Annotated in this window: 15 protein-coding genes and 1 riboswitch; of the genes, 5 read left to right on the top strand and 10 right to left on the bottom strand. The window is 34.0% G+C overall.

All coding sequences use genetic code 11. From position 1 onward, the window contains the following. Nucleotides 1-187 precede the first annotated feature (187 nt). From AN960_RS21715 to AN960_RS21705, 3 genes are all read left to right on the top strand, one after another. Nucleotides 188-1621: a BglG family transcription antiterminator gene (locus AN960_RS21715; RefSeq protein WP_056476270.1), complete on the top strand. Its 1434-nt coding sequence runs from the start codon at nucleotides 188-190 to the stop codon at nucleotides 1619-1621. A 34-nt stretch (nucleotides 1622-1655) separates the two neighbouring features. Beyond that, complete coding sequence (locus AN960_RS21710; RefSeq protein ID WP_056476267.1) at nucleotides 1656-2222, top strand: HD-GYP domain-containing protein; 567 nt, start codon at nucleotides 1656-1658, stop codon at nucleotides 2220-2222. A 72-nt stretch (nucleotides 2223-2294) separates the two neighbouring features. Continuing rightward, nucleotides 2295-2396, top strand: a riboswitch (purine riboswitch). Nucleotides 2397-2497: 101 nt separating this feature from the next. After that, on the top strand, nucleotides 2498-3085 hold the full coding sequence (locus AN960_RS21705) for a xanthine phosphoribosyltransferase (protein ID WP_056476264.1): 588 nt from the start codon (nucleotides 2498-2500) through the stop codon (nucleotides 3083-3085). Nucleotides 3086-3146: 61 nt separating this feature from the next. On the opposite strand, the gene AN960_RS21700 is transcribed toward AN960_RS21705, so the two are convergent. The 4 genes from AN960_RS21700 to AN960_RS21685 form a co-directional block, all read right to left on the bottom strand. Further along, the gene (locus AN960_RS21700) at nucleotides 3147-4157 is read right to left on the bottom strand and encodes a FecCD family ABC transporter permease (protein WP_056476261.1); all 1011 of its coding nucleotides are present in this window, start codon (nucleotides 4155-4157) and stop codon (nucleotides 3147-3149) included. Further along, nucleotides 4154-5164 (bottom strand): FecCD family ABC transporter permease, encoded by a 1011-nt coding sequence (locus AN960_RS21695; protein ID WP_056476259.1) that lies wholly within the window; start codon nucleotides 5162-5164, stop codon nucleotides 4154-4156. The genes AN960_RS21700 and AN960_RS21695 overlap by 4 nt, the downstream gene beginning before the upstream one ends. 193 nt (nucleotides 5165-5357) lie before the next feature. Further along, nucleotides 5358-6278 carry an iron-hydroxamate ABC transporter substrate-binding protein gene (locus AN960_RS21690; RefSeq protein WP_056476256.1) on the bottom strand — a complete coding sequence of 307 codons (921 nt, stop codon included), beginning with the start codon at nucleotides 6276-6278 and terminating at the stop codon, nucleotides 5358-5360. Further along, complete coding sequence (locus AN960_RS21685; RefSeq protein ID WP_056476253.1) at nucleotides 6229-7074, bottom strand: ABC transporter ATP-binding protein; 846 nt, start codon at nucleotides 7072-7074, stop codon at nucleotides 6229-6231. The genes AN960_RS21690 and AN960_RS21685 overlap by 50 nt, the downstream gene beginning before the upstream one ends. A 202-nt stretch (nucleotides 7075-7276) precedes the next feature. Between AN960_RS21685 and AN960_RS21680 the strand changes: the two genes are divergently transcribed. Continuing rightward, nucleotides 7277-8326, top strand: a complete 1050-nt coding sequence (locus AN960_RS21680; RefSeq protein ID WP_056476251.1) for an NAD(P)/FAD-dependent oxidoreductase — start codon at nucleotides 7277-7279, stop codon at nucleotides 8324-8326. 299 nt (nucleotides 8327-8625) lie between these two features. On the opposite strand, the gene AN960_RS21675 is transcribed toward AN960_RS21680, so the two are convergent. The 6 genes from AN960_RS21675 to AN960_RS21645 all read right to left on the bottom strand — a co-directional run bounded on the left by AN960_RS21675 (nucleotide 8626) and on the right by AN960_RS21645 (nucleotide 15293). Continuing rightward, on the bottom strand, nucleotides 8626-9717 hold the full coding sequence (locus AN960_RS21675; protein ID WP_056476248.1) for a DUF871 domain-containing protein: 1092 nt from the start codon (nucleotides 9715-9717) through the stop codon (nucleotides 8626-8628). 285 nt (nucleotides 9718-10002) lie between these two features. Beyond that, nucleotides 10003-11301, bottom strand: coding sequence for a PTS sugar transporter subunit IIC (locus AN960_RS21665; RefSeq protein ID WP_056476242.1), 1299 nt, complete (start codon nucleotides 11299-11301; stop codon nucleotides 10003-10005). A 174-nt stretch (nucleotides 11302-11475) separates the two neighbouring features. Continuing rightward, complete coding sequence (locus tag AN960_RS21660) at nucleotides 11476-11784, bottom strand: PTS sugar transporter subunit IIB (RefSeq protein WP_056476240.1); 309 nt, start codon at nucleotides 11782-11784, stop codon at nucleotides 11476-11478. Between the two features lie 83 nt (nucleotides 11785-11867). Continuing rightward, on the bottom strand, nucleotides 11868-12194 hold the full coding sequence (locus tag AN960_RS21655; protein ID WP_056476237.1) for a PTS lactose/cellobiose transporter subunit IIA: 327 nt from the start codon (nucleotides 12192-12194) through the stop codon (nucleotides 11868-11870). Between the two features lie 144 nt (nucleotides 12195-12338). Next, nucleotides 12339-14276, bottom strand: a complete 1938-nt coding sequence (locus AN960_RS21650; RefSeq protein ID WP_056476235.1) for a BglG family transcription antiterminator — start codon at nucleotides 14274-14276, stop codon at nucleotides 12339-12341. Between the two features lie 471 nt (nucleotides 14277-14747). After that, nucleotides 14748-15293, bottom strand: a complete 546-nt coding sequence (locus tag AN960_RS21645) for a hypothetical protein (protein WP_056476233.1) — start codon at nucleotides 15291-15293, stop codon at nucleotides 14748-14750. Nucleotides 15294-15607: 314 nt separating this feature from the next. Here AN960_RS21645 and AN960_RS21640 point away from each other — a divergent pair, with 314 nt between their 5' ends. After that, nucleotides 15608-15958: a hypothetical protein gene (locus AN960_RS21640; protein ID WP_056476230.1), complete on the top strand. Its 351-nt coding sequence runs from the start codon at nucleotides 15608-15610 to the stop codon at nucleotides 15956-15958. The last annotated feature ends 93 nt before the right edge of the window (nucleotides 15959-16051 follow it).

Here is a 16051-nt window from a genome sequence, read left to right as displayed (position 1 = left end):
AAAGGAGATTGTCGATTAGTGTTTATTTTTACCGTTTTTAACGGTAAAAATAGTCATTTCCTAATCCATCATCTAAGTTTACAATAATTTTGAAAACATTATCTCAACAACATTTTATGTGAGTGTTATCACAAAAAATGTTAGTTTATTTTAAATAAAATTATTTTAGATCAAAGTAGGAGATGAGATGGATAAGGCGAGTTTACGAAGATTACACTTAATCGATCTTTTAAGTAGTCAAGAAAAATGGTTCAAAACAGAGGAGCTTGCTAAAAATTTAAATTGCACCGAGAAAACAATAAGAACTGATATACAAATTATCAATGCAACATTCCCAGAAGGATGGCATATTGAAACGATAAAAGGAAAAGGTATTTATATAAATAATCCAATTAATTCCTCGCTTGATCAAGTTCGTTCTCTTTTTGTTAAGAATTCTCTATCGCTTCAAGTAATCATGTTTATTCTAATTAAAGAGATTGAATACATTAGTGATTTAGGAAAAGTTTTATACACACATCATAATACTGTTTATAAAATTCTCGAACGAGTAGACACTTTATTGAAATCATATAATTTAAGTTTAAAGCGTGCACCTCTTGAAATTGTAGGTAATGAGTTTCAAAAAAGAATCTTATGCTGTGACGTATTATATGGTCTATATTCCTATACTAATAAGTGGCCTTATGATTCACTATCGTTTTCTATAATTAAAGAAGTAGTGACAAAGTCTGCTGAAAATAATAATTTATTTTTATTTCCACCTACAATGTATAAATATATTTATTATGTTGGTACGATGCTTCAAAGAATTGATCGAGATGTACAATTGGACTTAAATCCTTCTAACAATATTAAGGATACGAAGTTTTTTTCAGTTGCAACTGATATAGGCGTACAACTAGAAAAAATTTATAAAGTATCTATTCCATTAGATGAGATTAACGCTCTTTCTCTAATGATATCTGCATTCCCTTATTTTTCTAGCGATAATGAACCTCAAGATGAAATAATAAATAGCTACCATAATAAATCCGAAAAACAATATTTAGAATTACAAGAGCTTGTTACGATGCTCGAAAAAAAGCTTAGTATAAAATTACATGATCATAATGACTTTATTCTCACTCTTCAAAAACAATTTAAAGTCCTTTCCCTATTTCTTTTTTTAAACGGTAGAATTGATCGATCTTCTCTCATATCTGATTACGCTAAAAAGCGTTATCCAGAGTTATTTAATAAAGTAAAAGCCGTATTTCGTAAATGGTGCAAAAACCTTTCATACCCAGAAGTAAATAATGAAGTAATTGCTAAAATCACTTTAAATATTCAAGCAATAATCACTAAATTATCATTAGTAAAAAAAAGGGTCCTACTGTTAAGTAGTGAAGGTTATGGTGTACGGCAGTATTTAACAGCTAAACTAATAAAGGAATTTGGAGATAAAATCCAGTTTGTTGAACTCCAAAATGGCGATTTGAGTCCGGAAACGATCAGTGAATTACGTTTAGACTTTATCATTGCTGATTTTCAAATTGATCTAGAAACTGTTCCAATTGCGGTAATTAGTTCTACACTTTCACAGCGCGATATTAATCATATCGCCCATTTATTAAAATAAATTTTATTTTGAATAAGCATTCAAAGGTGATTTTATGATAAAAGAAAGGCAAACATTCGTCACAAATGAGGTAGTTGATCTACTAAGGCAACTTGATCATGATACTTTTTTACACGGGATGCGTGTAGGAGAAATGTCGTATAAATTCAGTAGATATTTAGATCTCTCATTATATCAATCCAATCAGTTACATTTTATTGGTTATGTACATGATATTGGTAAACTAAAAATACCAATTTCAATCGTTGCAAAAAGAGGTCCTCTTACTGATTCCGAGTGGAATCTAATGAAGAATCACACAATTTATGGATATGATTTATTAAAAGATTTTTCATATCATAAAGATATTTTAAAAGCTGTACGTTATCATCATGAAAATATTGATGGGACTGGCTATGAAGGTTTATGTAGTAACGAAATTGATTTTAATTCGAAAATAGTTAGAATAATTGATAGTTTTGATGCTCTAACCCATGACCGTTGTTATCGAAAGAAATGTTCAATTGAATTATCGTTAAAAAAAATTCAAAAAAAAAGTGGTACTGTTTATGACCAGGATTTAGTAAAGGAGTTCACTAAGTTTATTTGTAAACTGTATTAGGTATATTCAATAATGCTAATAATTTACACCTATTAATTGCTAGACCAGATTCTATTAACATGTTATAGTTTCATTAAAATTATAAATTTCACTCGTATAATAGTGAGGATATGGCTCACGAGTTTCTACCGGTTAACCTTAAATTTACCGACTATGAGTGGTAACACATCTGTCTATAGCTCTTGCTAATCAAAGACTCAAAATGTGTTACTTCACTCATTTTATACAGTGAAGTACATGTTTTGAGTTTTTTGTTTACATTAAGGGGGATCATTATGGAATTATTACTTAAGAAAATTGAACAAGAAGGAATCGTTTTGGCAAATGATGTATTAAAGGTGGATGCTTTCTTAAATCATCAAATGGATCCTGTTTTAATGAAAGAAATTGGGGAAGAATTTGCGCGTTTATTCTCTGAAGAAAAAATAACAAAGGTAGTTACGATAGAATCTTCAGGTATCGGACCTGGGCTAATGACAGCACTTGCTTTAAATGTTCCCCTAGTTTTTGCTCGCAAGAAAAAATCAATCACAATGCAGCAAGATGTTTATACTGCTAAAGTATATTCATTTACAAAAAAAGAAGAAAATGAAATTTCAATTTCTCATAAATGGTTAGACGAAGGCGATAAAGTATTAATAATAGATGATTTCTTAGCAAACGGACAGGCAGCTCTTGGATTACTTTCAATCATCGAACAAGCGAAGGCAGAGACAGTTGGCTTTGGGATCGTAATTGAAAAATCATTCCAAAATGGTGGAAAGCTTCTGCGTGATCGTGGTAATCGAGTAGAATCTCTTGCTCGTATTCAATCTTTAAAAGAAGGCCAAATTAAATACTTAAATGAAGAATTAACTGTTTAAGAATAAAGAAAAGACATTGTTTGAACACTTTGTGTAGTTCACAATGTCTTTTTTCTATTGATTAAGCCTTTTTTAGAATTAAATATACAAAGTAAGGTCCACCGATTAGGGCTACTATAATCCCTGCTGGTATTCCTTCCGGATCGACTAAGTTTCTTCCGATTGTGTCGGCAACTAATAGTAATAATCCACCAATTAAAATTGCGATGGGTATAAATAATTGATTTCTTGGGCCAACTAAACTTTTAGCTATATGTGGTGCCATTAATCCGATAAACGCAATTCCTCCTGTTACTGAAACGGCAGATGCTGCTAATGCAACTGCTGCTAACATTAAAACAATTCTTTCCTTTTCTAAGGAGACCCCTACCCCTATTGCAACAGGCTCATTTAAATTAAGAAGGTTTAATGTGTTTGCTTTATATAAAGTAAACGGAATTAATACAATTAGCCATGGTAAGAATGCCCAAATAAACGGCCAATCTGTTCCCCATATATTACCTGCTAACCATTTTGCAATAAAATCTACTTTAGCACGTTCCGCAGATGAAATTAATACAATCATTATTCCTGAAAGAGCCATCGAGAAACCAATACCGACTAAAACTAGTCTTATAGGTTGTAAACCCGAATTTTTCTTATAAGAAAATAAGTAAATAATAATTGCTGTTATAACAGCACCACAAAATCCAACGATTGGGATTAAATAAACAAACGATCCTGCTTCAATTGGAAAGTATAAAAAGAATACTGTAATAGCTACACCTGCACCAGCATTAAAACCTAATATTCCAGGCTCAGCCATATCATTTCGTGTTACCCCTTGCAAAATGGCACCAGATAGTGCAAGGGCCATTCCTGCCATTAAAGTGATAATCATTCTAGGTAATCGAATTGAAAAGATTACAAACTCTTCTTTAAATGTACCATCACCTAAAAATGTTGGAAGTAATCTACTATATGGTATTGCTGAATACCCCAAACTCATTCCAATAAACATTGTTAATAGAATAAGTATAAAGAGTATCAATAGAATTAACCTTTGTTTTCTAATAATAGCAGGCTGGATCATGAGAATTCTTTGCCTCCTTTATGTACGATAAACAGAAAGAAAGGAAGGCCAATCATTGCAACAATCGCTGCAACTGGTGTTTCATAAGGTATATTAATTGTTCGCCCAAGTGTATCTGCCAAAAGTAAGAATGTAGCACCAAAAATAGCAGACATCGGTATAATAAATCGGTAATCAGTTCCGACGAATCCACGCACCATATGAGGTACCATTAAACCTAAAAATGCCATATTTCCTACTAGAGCAACTGCCGCTCCAGCTAGTAAAACGATTACTACAAATAAAATTGCTTTGATTCTTGGGATATTTTGACCTAAACCTACTGCAACCTCTTCATTTAAACTAAGTATTGTTAATTGACGTGACAAGAAAATTGCTACTAGAACACCTACTATAATAAAAGGCGTAATCGTTTTTACTTGCCCCCATGAAGTACCGACTAATCCACCTGAAGTCCACATTGAAATATTTTGAGATATTTTAAAGTAAATCCCTACACCTTCAGAAATAGCAGTTAAAAAGCCTGTAACAGCAGCCCCTGCTAAAACAATACGAAATGGAGAAAAGCCGCCTTTTTTCATGGTAGCAATACCAAAAACGATTAGTGAACCAACCGCTGCACCAATAAAACAAGCGATCATAATCCCAAAATAACTTACTTTTGGTAGGAAAGCCATTGTTATTGCTAAAGCTGCATTTGCTCCTGCCGTTAAACCGAGCAAACCCGGATCTGCAAGCGGATTTCTTGTCATCCCTTGCATAATAGCGCCTGCCACCGCAAGTGCTGCCCCTACAAATATTGCCGCCACTTCTCGAGGTAACCGCAACTCCCTAATAATAGAAATCTGTTGACTATTCATGTTTGTAAAAATCGCATTCCATACATCACCAACAGTTGTATCCGCTGCGCCGGAAACAATCGCAATTACAAACATAATAATAAAAATGATCATCCCCAATATAAATTTAAAAAAGAATGGAACAGAACCTTTGTTTTTTTGTCTCATTAGCCTCTCATCTTCTCTATATAGAATGTCTTTCAGGCTGTCCTCCAAACGCTCGCTTTCTGCAGTGCTTATTACCGACTAGGATAAGTTCGGGCCTCGAAAGACAAATGTTTTCAAACAGTCTACAATAAAATCTTTGGACAATGTCTAAATAATAAGAGTAGGAATAATAAAATTCCTACTCTTATTTTTGTTAGTTACCTAGAAATTGCTTTTTAAAGAATTCTAATTGCATGTCTAAAGTATCTGGATCATTGAAATAGAATTCACTTCCATTTACTTCGAAAACGTGCTTATTCTTTACTGCTGGTATATTTTTATAAGTATCTGTTTTTTCGACTGAAGTATCAGTTTGATCAAATTTACTGAAGATCACATAGTCACCCATAAACTCTGGAAGTACTTCTAATGAAATTGCAAAATATCCTGGTTTTAATGCGTTTTCTTCAACTTTTTTAGGCATTTTTAATTTCATTTCTTGGTAAAGAATTTCTGTTCCACGACCCCAGTTATTACCATATACATAAAGCTGCTTGTCGAATTTTTCAATTACAGAAACAGTTGCATTTGGACCAATTTTAGCTTTAATCTCTTCGCCGGCCTTTTGTGCACGAGCTTTAAAATCATCTACCCATGCTTGAGCTTCTTTTTCTTTGTTTAATAATTTACCAATTTCAATATGTTGAGTTAAGTAATCTACTTTGCCGTATGTATAAACTACAGTAGGTGCAATTTTCTTTAATTTATCAAGGTTTTTAACATTATCTAAACCAATAATTAAATCTGGGTTTAGCTCAATAATTTTTTCGATATTATCATCTGAAACAACTTCAGCATTTTTTAATTTTTCAGCCCAGCGAGGATTCGACTTAGACCAAGAATCAACACCGACAATGTTAACTCCTAAAGACATTACATTTCCTGCAAACGAAGATAACACTACTACACGTTTAGGGTTAGCTGGGACTTTAACTGGACCATTTTGCGATTGATATGTAATAGTTCCAGACTTTTTTGGTTCATTCTTTGAGCCTTCTGTACTTGATGCGCCTTTACTACATGCACTAATAATTAGCACGAATATTAAAAGAAATGGTATTAAGATTTTCTTCATTTTTCTCTTCTCCCTTAAGTAAATTGTATGTTATGCACATTGGTTTATCTGTTCTTGGATCTCTTCCAATTACTGTATCAATTGAAAAAACTTTTTTTAGAACTTCATGTGTAATGACTTCTTCGCAAGAGCCTGCTTTTACGATTTCCCCATCTTTAAGTGCGATGATAAAATCTGCAAATCGAGCAGCTTGATTTAGATCATGTAAAACCATAACAATTGTACGTTCTTGTTCCTGATTTAGCTTTTGTAACAACTCCAAAATTTCGAGTTGATGAGCTGAATCTAAATATGTAGTTGGCTCATCAAGGAAAATGATTTCAGTTTCTTGTGCTAACGCCATTGCGATCCAAACTCGTTGACGTTGACCTCCTGAAAGCGAATCAACTGACTTGTACTTATATTCCTTTGTACCTGTAACCTCAAGTGCCCAGTCAATTACTTCAATATCTTTTTGAGTTAATCTGCCAAAACCACTTTGATATGGGAATCGACCATAAGACACTAGTTCACCTACTGTTAAACCACTTGCACTCTCTGGTGTTTGAGGTAGAATTGCCATTTTTTTAGCTAGTAATTTAGTATTCTCTGAAGCAATGTTTTCCCCGTCTAAGATAATCGTTCCGGATTGATGAGAGATTATTCTTGTAATCGCCTTCAAAAGAGTCGACTTCCCGCATCCATTTGAACCGATGATTGTTGTAATTTGTTTATCCGGAATTTTTATATTAAGGTCTTTTACTATCAAACGATCACCATAACCAATGGTCAATTCATTAGTGTATAACCGTACCATAAACGGACCTCCATTCATTTAATATTTCAACCGTTAGTGATAATGATAATTATTATCAATCGTTATTACTACGTAAATATAAGTCTATTTACTAATATTGTCAACATTATTTTTTAGTGAAATCATTGAAAAATTCTCAAAAATGGTTTATATTTTATTGAGAATGATAATCAATGACAGAATATTCTGGAGTGAGAACATAATGAACATGAACGATCTTTATGATGTAACAGTAATCGGAGGAGGCCCTGCTGGACTTTACTCTGCCTTTTATAGTGGTTTACGAGAAATGAAAACAAAAATTATTGAATTTCAATCTGAATTAGGTGGCAAAGTTCATTGTTATCCTGAAAAAGTGATTTGGGATGTTGGAGGACAACCACCAATTCCTGGCGAGAGATTTATCGGACAAATTGTTCAGCAAGGATTAACGTTTGATCCGACTGTTGTGTTAAATGAAAAAGTTGACACAATCACTCGTGACAATAATGGTATTTTTGTTTTACATACAGCTTCAGGTCAAATACATTATTCTAAAACAGTTATTGTTGCAGTTGGAAGTGGTATTTTAAATCCAACAAAGCTTCAAATAGATGGTGCAGAAAGATTCGAAGTTTCAAATTTAAACTATACAGTAAAATCACTTAAGCATTTCAAAGATAAAACTGTAATCGTTTCCGGTGGTGGTAACTCTGCAATTGATTGGGCCAATGAGTTAGAGCCAATTGCTAAGAAAGTTTTTTTAACTTACCGAAAAGATGCTCTAAAGGGTCATGAAGCACAGGTTTCTCAATTAATGAATAGTTCAGTTGAATGTCTTTTCAATACATCTATTACGAAACTAATTGCTGGTGAAAACCATGAAGAAATAGAAAAGGTTGAACTGACAAATAATGAAACTGGTGAAGTATCTCATCTAGCAATTGATGAAGTAATCATAAACCACGGATATGAACAAGATACTTCTTTATTAAATAACAGTGAAATAAAGGTAGAAATGATTCAAGATTTCTATATTAAAGGGAATACAACGAGTGAAACTTCGATTGAAGGGATTTACGCAGCTGGAGATATTTTAATGCATGAAGGAAAGTTACAATTAATTGCTGGCGCATTTCAAGATGCTGCTAATGCCGTTAATAAAGCGAAGCAATATATCCAACCAGATGCCAGTGGATCAGCAATGGTTTCATCACATAATGAGGTATTTAAACAACGAAATCGTGATTTAATTAAACAAATGATGAGTTAATCTTGAAAAAATGATGTCTTTTTTTCAAGATTACTTACAACATTGCGATTTATCTGGAAGCGTAATGTTATCGAATTTTTGCTAGGCTAAATACTCCAAAAACGAATTCCAACCGAATTCGTTTTTTTATTAGTTAAGTGATAATGAATTTAACACATACTGATAATAATATAACGTTGGAATAAATAAGACTGCATTTCAAGAGATGTCCTAGTTGAATCATCTTCTGAAAATGCAGTCTTCATTCGTTATCTCTTATATCACAAAGCACGTTCTATCAATCTATTTACGAGATAGTATTATTCCTCAACCTTTAAGGCAAAGGTACCCCAAGGCTGAATGTAATCAATAAGGAAATGCTCTTCCTCTACAACATCCCCAATATAGTTTTTCCGACTATCTAGCGGCATGTCTTGCAACACAACTTGGAGCTCCCCCTTATACTTACCAAAGCTATTGTTTCCGATGAAGATTCTCCCTTTTTGTTGCTTAATGCTCTTGCGAATTGGGAAATCTTCTGCAGCATATTTTTTCCTAACCTCTACCGAACGAATCATATATTCACTAATGTCCCCACGTCTTATGTGAAGCTCTTCCAGTGAGATGTTCTTTTCTGTATCAGATATTTCCGGCTGAAGCTTTACTTTTAGTTCCACAAAATCACGATTTAAGGATCCAAGTAGCTGCAGTTCATCTTCGCTTGCATATGCGTTTCCGATTATGACATCGTCAATTAACTTTGTAGCCCATAAATGCTTTGCTTGTACATCAATTGGCAAGGAACGATGTTGTTCTAATGTACATAAGCCATCATTAATGTCCCAAGGGCCGATATTTCCGTGATGAGAAGTGACAAATGCTGCTGTACGGATTCCATGCTTTTTAAATCGTTCACTGCATTTTATAAAGAAATCATATGGCAAACCTGTATACTTTTGCGGATAAAAATTATGACAACCGAGCAGTAGAGACTTATTACCTTGGTGCGTTAATATGTTCTCTAGATAGTCAACATCATTACTCATGTTCAGTTCAATCTTGAGCCCATATGAGTTATATGTCATCTTTGATTCCTTTAATCCGTCAAAACCAAGATCCAGTCGGATTCCATCCGCACCTAGTTGAGCAAAGAAGCTTAAGTCATCATAGCTGATATCCAGCTTTTCGAATACAGCTGGCGCTACATCCAAAATAACTTCCATCCCTAGGGATTTTGCATACGCGATTATATTTATAAAATCTTCCATAATCATTTCTTTTGGTTTATTCACAGAAAGAAGACAGGTAAAAACTCGTTCGAATCCGTACTGAGAAGCTAGTGCTAAATATTCCTTGTCTTTTTCAGGTTTTGAATGCTCCGGGTATATGGAAACACCTAGTTTTCTTGTCATTACCTTTTCTTCCTCCTAATTGACTATAATTTTCTGGCAGCAGTCAACCTTGTAACATAGTCTCTATATCTTGTTGAAACGAACACACTGCAAAATACAGTTGTGACAATTATGATAGAAACAAACTTGCTGCCCATGAGTACAAATACAAATATGGATAAACCGATAGCTAAAATTGAAATGCCAATTGATCCCCAAGGAGTAACCTTCCTCCCTAAGTTAGAACGGTCGAATAAAATATGAGCTATTATTAAGGTGAAAACGGCACTTATCATTTGAATCATCTTAGGCTGCTTGTCTCCCTTCTTCTTCCAATTTCAGTTGTTTTTTTTCAAACACTTTAAAGAAAGGATAGTATATGACAAATGCGACACAGAAATTTAGGATAGAAAGGGCACCTGCCGAAAAAGTCCAGTTTGTACTAATAACAGCCCCAATTGGCGCTAACATGGTGAATGGCAATTTTGCCATCATCATTGGAATGAAACCAGAAACTACTGCAAAGTAAGAAATCGTCGTTGTCACTAATGGCGCAACAATAAATGGAATGCAAAGTATAGGGTTCATCACAATAGGAGCACCAAAGATAATAGGCTCATTAATATTGAATAATCCTGGAACAAAAGCCAATCTTCCTAAATCCTTTAAATATTTTACTTTCGAGAACATAAACAGTACAACAAGAGCCAAGGTTGATCCCGCACCGCCAATCCATACGAACCATTGAAGAAATTGTTCTGTGAATAAATATGGTAGGTGGTGGGCATTTCCAGTCTGTGCAAATTTATCTGCATTTTCAAGGATTGCTGTATCCCACATCGGACGAATGAGCGGATCCAAAATTGCTGGACCGTGAATGCCAAGTGACCAGAAAAATACGATTAAGAAAACTGTTAGTAATCCGCCAAGTAAACTATTGCCTACTAAAATATTTTTAAGCGGAGAAATCAAAGTTGTAATGAATGAGTTAATATTGAAATTTAATCCGTAACGAATAGTCCAGAAAACAAACACAACTGCAAAAGTAGGAATAAGGGCAGAAAACGATTTTGCGACTGCTGGTGGAACACTGTCCGGCATCTTTACAGTAATATTGTGTTTTATTAAAAACCGATAAATTTCAACAGTAATTAAAGATGTAACAATTGCTCCGAATAATGATCCGGCACTTAAACTGCTGATAGGCAGCCAACGTCCAGCATCGATCACCCCTTCTACCGGCTGTGTGACCTGTACAGGCACAACACAGGAAATTAGGAATGCAAGCATTGATAAAAAGCCAGCATTCAATTGATCCAATTTATATGACTCCGCCAATGCTGATCCTACCCCAAATGCCGCATATAATGACATGGCGCCAACCGTAAAACGAAATGGAATATCGAGAGCAGCTTTATGTGGTGCGATCCATTGACTGAACGCATCGACTGGGAAGTTTAGAAATAGCACAAAAAACGATCCAACAATTGTCAGTGGGAGCGTAGACATCACGCCATTCCGTACTGCTAATAAATGCCTTTGTGATCCAATCTTATAAGTGAATGGAGCTATCTTATTCTCCAAAAAGCCGAATAGTTTATTCATCTCCTTGTAATCTCCTTTTAATTATTTGAATGATTCATCAAAACGATCTAACTTCATTAGTGTGTTTTTCGATGATGATTATCTTGAAATTCCAATAAACCGTAGGCTTAGGATATCAAGCGCTGTCCAAATTGCTGTGTTATATCAAGGCATCTACAAAAAGTTACCAACTTCTTATGCTTTGGAAGTCATTGACTCAGCATGCTTCAGAATGGCTTCACCGTTACACATTCCGTAGTGCATTTGATTGATGACTTCGACCGGTACATTATATTGCTTGCCCAGTTCTTGAAATCTTGGCAATGAAAAGCGGATTTGTGGCCCTAAAAGTACGACATCACTGTCCTTTATTTCTTCTTCTGCTTTGCCTTGGTCAACTGCTTTGATCATATATTGTTTTCCTTGGTTCTCGGCTGAAGCCTGCATTTTTTTAACAATGATGCTAGTGGACATTCCTGCTGCACAACATAATAAAATTTTCATAGTAAATCTCTCCTTTTAAAAATTACTTATAATTAGTCTATAATTTCTTCTTTACGTAACAAAACTGTAGTTTTAAAAAGACTTTATAAAGGCATTTGCATTGTATCTATTTTTTTGTATAACGAAATGAATTCCTCTGCAAGTTCCCTTACTGTGATTGCATTCATCAGATGATCTTGCGCATGGATTAGGAGTAAGTTGATTTCAGTTTTATTATCGGCGGCTTCATCTTGAATAAGAGTAGTTTGTATTTGATGTGCAAGGCCTAATTCCTCTTTCGCCTGTTTCAAACTTTCCAGTGCTTCTTCCATCTTTCCGTTCTTGGCGAATCTGATTGCTTCTAATGATAAACTGCGTGCATTCCCTCCATGTAAAATAATTTGAAAACTGATTGGTAAGCTAGTTTCCATATTTACCTCCTGATATTTATAAAAGCGTTTTCTTTGATATTTGTATTTTAATTCGAAATCCAGTTCCGCTAAATATAAAAAACTTCCGTTAGTAACGGAAGTTTTGAAATAGGATGCCAAAAATTTTTCTATATATAAACTAGCCTATTTAGCCTCTATCAATTTATTAAACTCTTTTTGACTAGTGCAGCCTATTATTTTATCTACCGTACTTTTATTATCGAGAATGTTGTATAGGAAATCATATAAATATTGCAGATCACTCTTATTGTTTTGCTTTACGCTAAATAAGCAAACCAATTGTACAGGTGTTCCTCCCCAATCAATCGGCTTAGTTAAGGTACAAAACGCGATAAACGTCTCTTGACTCATATTTTTGATAGGGTGAGGAATTGCTACAAGGTTGCCAAAGGCAGTAGAAGAGCATACTTCACGCTCCAACACGGAAGCACAGAAGGCATCGTCTCCCAACTGTAAATCAACGATTTTTCTACTTAAAAATCGGATGACTTCCTCTCTCGAATTCATTTGCTGCTGTAAAAAGACTAGTTCACTTTTTACATGGTTACTGATGTCCCCGCTGTGTTGTTGGAATAATTTTTTCCTGATATTGCTTACATCATCTTTACCTAGTATTGTATTTACTTTTATAACAGGCACAGAAATATCATTATCGATTGTCACAGTACTGATTATAAAATCAATCTGATCCTCTAATACAAAATCTTTCAAATTATAATAGCTTGCAACATCGACAATATCCAATGATCCTCCAAAATGCTCAATTAATTTATATTTAAGCAGTTGGGCACTTCCCTTTCCTGTTGCGCAAACGATTAAACAGCGTTTTTGTTCTCTGTTCTTTTTCTGCCTCTCGATGGACGCACCTAAATGTATGGCCAAATACCCGGTTTCGCCTTCTTCAATTTCTTTTTTTATCTTGCTGCTAATCACTTTGGCTGCAATTAAGCCGGCTTCGAACGCTAATGGATATTGTGTTTTGATATCCTGAATTATAGGGTTTCTAACATTCAGCCCATATTTGATACGATTTAATGCTACATATAAATGTTCCGCCATATTAAGCTTTAGCTCTTCATCATGCTGTAAATCTATATTCATCTCTTCAAAAATGGACTGAAGAATTTCTTGTATCATATGATCCACTGTTTCCTCTTTGGAAGGCTCGAAAGCCAGGTAGCTTGCCACCTTTGTTCCCATTAAATGGATGGTTATATAAATGCTTTCTACATATGGAAAGTGAATAGAAAATGCTTTTTCCAACTCTGATAGTATCTTGCACGAAATCTGATACTCCTTTGAATGTTCTATATATTTCGTATCGATATTTATTTCTTTTATTACACTGCCACTCCGTATTCTTTCAATAGAAATTAAAATGTGAACTAGTAAGTTTTCAAACTCCTGGTCGGATAAATCCATGCCTTTTTCCTTTAGGGAACGAAGCATAATCTCTTTGACCATTTCTATTTCAAAGGATTTGAACAGATTCAGCATAAATTGTACATTTTGCATAAGCGGTGTGTGGATATCGCGATTGAAGTAATACTCGGACATGCAAGAACGGATATTAAATTCATCACCCTTTACGCATACGCCGTAGTTTGGGCGTTTTTCCAGTATTAATTTATATTTTCCCAATAGCTTCTTCACATCTTTTATTAAATTATTCACTGTAGATTTGCTAACGTAAATCTCTTCTGCCAAGTCCTCAAGCTTTATATAGTCTGGGGAACCGAGCAATTTTCTTAAGATATATAGTACTCGTCCTTTATGGTCAATGGGGACATCAGAATGGTTCCCGATATTCTTTTGATGGTATGTTTGTATAAACGAATAAAATGAATGATCATCTAGGATCTCCAACTGATACCCATTTCCTCTATAGGATTGGATAACCGCACCGTGTTCACGAATGAACACATTTAACATTTTTATATCCGCTCGAATCGTACGAGATGATACATTCGCAAATTTCGAAAGGTAATTTCCATTAATTACCGATTTTGTTTTAAGAAATTCCTGTAGTATAAAAATTGACCGAGGATGCATATTAATCATTCATCATCCCTCCCTTCTTATCTATTTCACTTATAAAAAATTTTGGTACAAATATGCTATTAAAAAGTAAAAATACATGGCTCAGAGCCATATGGAAAAGCTTACTGTTTGCACGACTTTTTCGCTAAAGTGACTTATTACCGGTTAGATATCCATCAAAGTTACATATGTCTATTTAAGTTACTTAGGTTGTATAGTAAACGCTTTCAATCTTTGAACTGAACAAGCATAAGAAATTGCTATTTCTTTTTTACATATAAACAATATCATAGAAAATCAACCTAGTAAATATAACGTTATAATGTTTATTCAAAGGAGATGGGCACCTGAAAATAAATGGATTGCTGGGGATCAAGCGAAAGAAAAAACATGGTTAAATCGCTTAAAAAAGATGAATTAAACCTAAAAAAGACAAAATGAGAAAGGAGTTAAAACTCCTTTCTCATTTTGTCAGCAGTCCCTAATAGACCTCTATTTCCACACTGTCATATACTTTTTTCGATATTTTGGATCCTCTTCTGTTTCTATCAACTCTAAGGCCATTTGTTTAATTTCCTCATTCTTAACTGCGTCATACAGATTTCTCATACATTGAATGATATCATACCGAATTAGTGTATGGTTTTTCTCTTCTTTACAATCTAAATAACGATTTACTAGATGTTCAAGGACGATTGCTCTTTGCTCTGGACTAGCTAAACCTACTCGCCATATTGATTGTAAAGTGTGTCTTGCCGTAACAAACTTTGGATCATATGTAACTTGCCAAACTGCAGGAAAATCGTTTAGCATCCTCTTCTCTGGATCACTAATCGCTAGATTTGAGAGAAATTGTGCAGCTCTTGACCTTTTGTGATTTTCTTTATGAGTTAGCTCCGATTTTAATCGATCCCATACTTCATACGACCAATCCACTTTCTCTTTTGTAACCGAAATAATATAGTCAAAGGCTTCATATTGCAAATTCTTGTCTTTTGATTCAAGGTTTTCAAAATAAGTTTGTACTTGTTGATCCATGTCATGTACCTCTCCTGAGAATAGTAAATAATTCTTTTATCTAGATGATATCATTCCCTAGCATTTACAAGCTTAAAAAAAAAATTATCTTATCGTTCAATTTTTTTCGATTTTTACTAATACTAAGCATACCTATTATAAGTCAGAATGCTTTAAAATCACGATCATCGTTGCATTATATACTTAATTAAACGTTTGTTTAGTTTTTGAAATAAGTGGTTTCAGTAAAAAGTATACCAATGTATTAATAATTAAATTAAATAAATGAACGATATTCAGTCCCGGGTCGTATAAGAATTAAGGAGGGATTTTTTATGAAAACAATTTTATTTGAGGAAGATAAATTAATCATTTCACTTTCTAGTCTTGAAACAATATTAGGATTAAAACATACAATCGAGGTTCCCTACAGTAATATAATGGATGTTTCTATAGAGGATACCCATCAATTTTTATGGAAAATGTATGGTACACATTTAGGAGCAAGTAAATATGGCTATTTCAGAAAAGATGGCGTGAACTATTTTGTAGCTTCAAGCACTAATAAGGGGAATTTAGTTTTAACGTTAAATAACCACAAATACGATAAAATCATTTTAGAATTGGATCACGTTGATGATGTTTTCCAACAGTTACAAAATATTTTAAGTACTTATATTAAATAATTTAAATAAGACTGTCTTTGGACTTACCCCTGTCAAGTAGACACATTTAAATAAGACCGACTAAGCAGCCGTTGTTAACCTGTATTTTACAGG

It is taken from the genome of Bacillus sp. FJAT-25509, from assembly GCF_001420605.1.
Classification (GTDB): Bacteria; Bacillota; Bacilli; order Bacillales; family Bacillaceae_G; genus Gottfriedia.
This window is presented reverse-complemented; position numbering and strand designations above follow the sequence as displayed.

Bases quoted from the DNA above. Each gene is read 5' to 3' on its own strand.
- AN960_RS21685 (WP_056476253.1), bottom strand. From the start codon at position 7,074: ATGGTACGGTTATACACTAATGAATTGACCATTGGTTATGGTGATCGT.
- AN960_RS21705 (WP_056476264.1), top strand. From the start codon at position 2,498: ATGGAATTATTACTTAAGAAAATTGAACAAGAAGGAATCGTTTTGGCA.
- AN960_RS21700 (WP_056476261.1), bottom strand. From the start codon at position 4,157: ATGATCCAGCCTGCTATTATTAGAAAACAAAGGTTAATTCTATTGATA.
- AN960_RS21675 (WP_056476248.1), bottom strand. From the start codon at position 9,717: ATGACAAGAAAACTAGGTGTTTCCATATACCCGGAGCATTCAAAACCT.
- AN960_RS21655 (WP_056476237.1), bottom strand. From the start codon at position 12,194: ATGGAAACTAGCTTACCAATCAGTTTTCAAATTATTTTACATGGAGGG.
- AN960_RS21690 (WP_056476256.1), bottom strand. From the start codon at position 6,278: ATGAAGAAAATCTTAATACCATTTCTTTTAATATTCGTGCTAATTATT.
- AN960_RS21715 (WP_056476270.1), top strand. From the start codon at position 188: ATGGATAAGGCGAGTTTACGAAGATTACACTTAATCGATCTTTTAAGT.
- AN960_RS21650 (WP_056476235.1), bottom strand. From the start codon at position 14,276: ATGATTAATATGCATCCTCGGTCAATTTTTATACTACAGGAATTTCTT.
- AN960_RS21660 (WP_056476240.1), bottom strand. From the start codon at position 11,784: ATGAAAATTTTATTATGTTGTGCAGCAGGAATGTCCACTAGCATCATT.
- AN960_RS21645 (WP_056476233.1), bottom strand. From the start codon at position 15,293: ATGGATCAACAAGTACAAACTTATTTTGAAAACCTTGAATCAAAAGAC.
- AN960_RS21695 (WP_056476259.1), bottom strand. From the start codon at position 5,164: ATGAGACAAAAAAACAAAGGTTCTGTTCCATTCTTTTTTAAATTTATA.
- AN960_RS21665 (WP_056476242.1), bottom strand. From the start codon at position 11,301: ATGAATAAACTATTCGGCTTTTTGGAGAATAAGATAGCTCCATTCACT.
- AN960_RS21710 (WP_056476267.1), top strand. From the start codon at position 1,656: ATGATAAAAGAAAGGCAAACATTCGTCACAAATGAGGTAGTTGATCTA.
- AN960_RS21640 (WP_056476230.1), top strand. From the start codon at position 15,608: ATGAAAACAATTTTATTTGAGGAAGATAAATTAATCATTTCACTTTCT.
- AN960_RS21680 (WP_056476251.1), top strand. From the start codon at position 7,277: ATGAACATGAACGATCTTTATGATGTAACAGTAATCGGAGGAGGCCCT.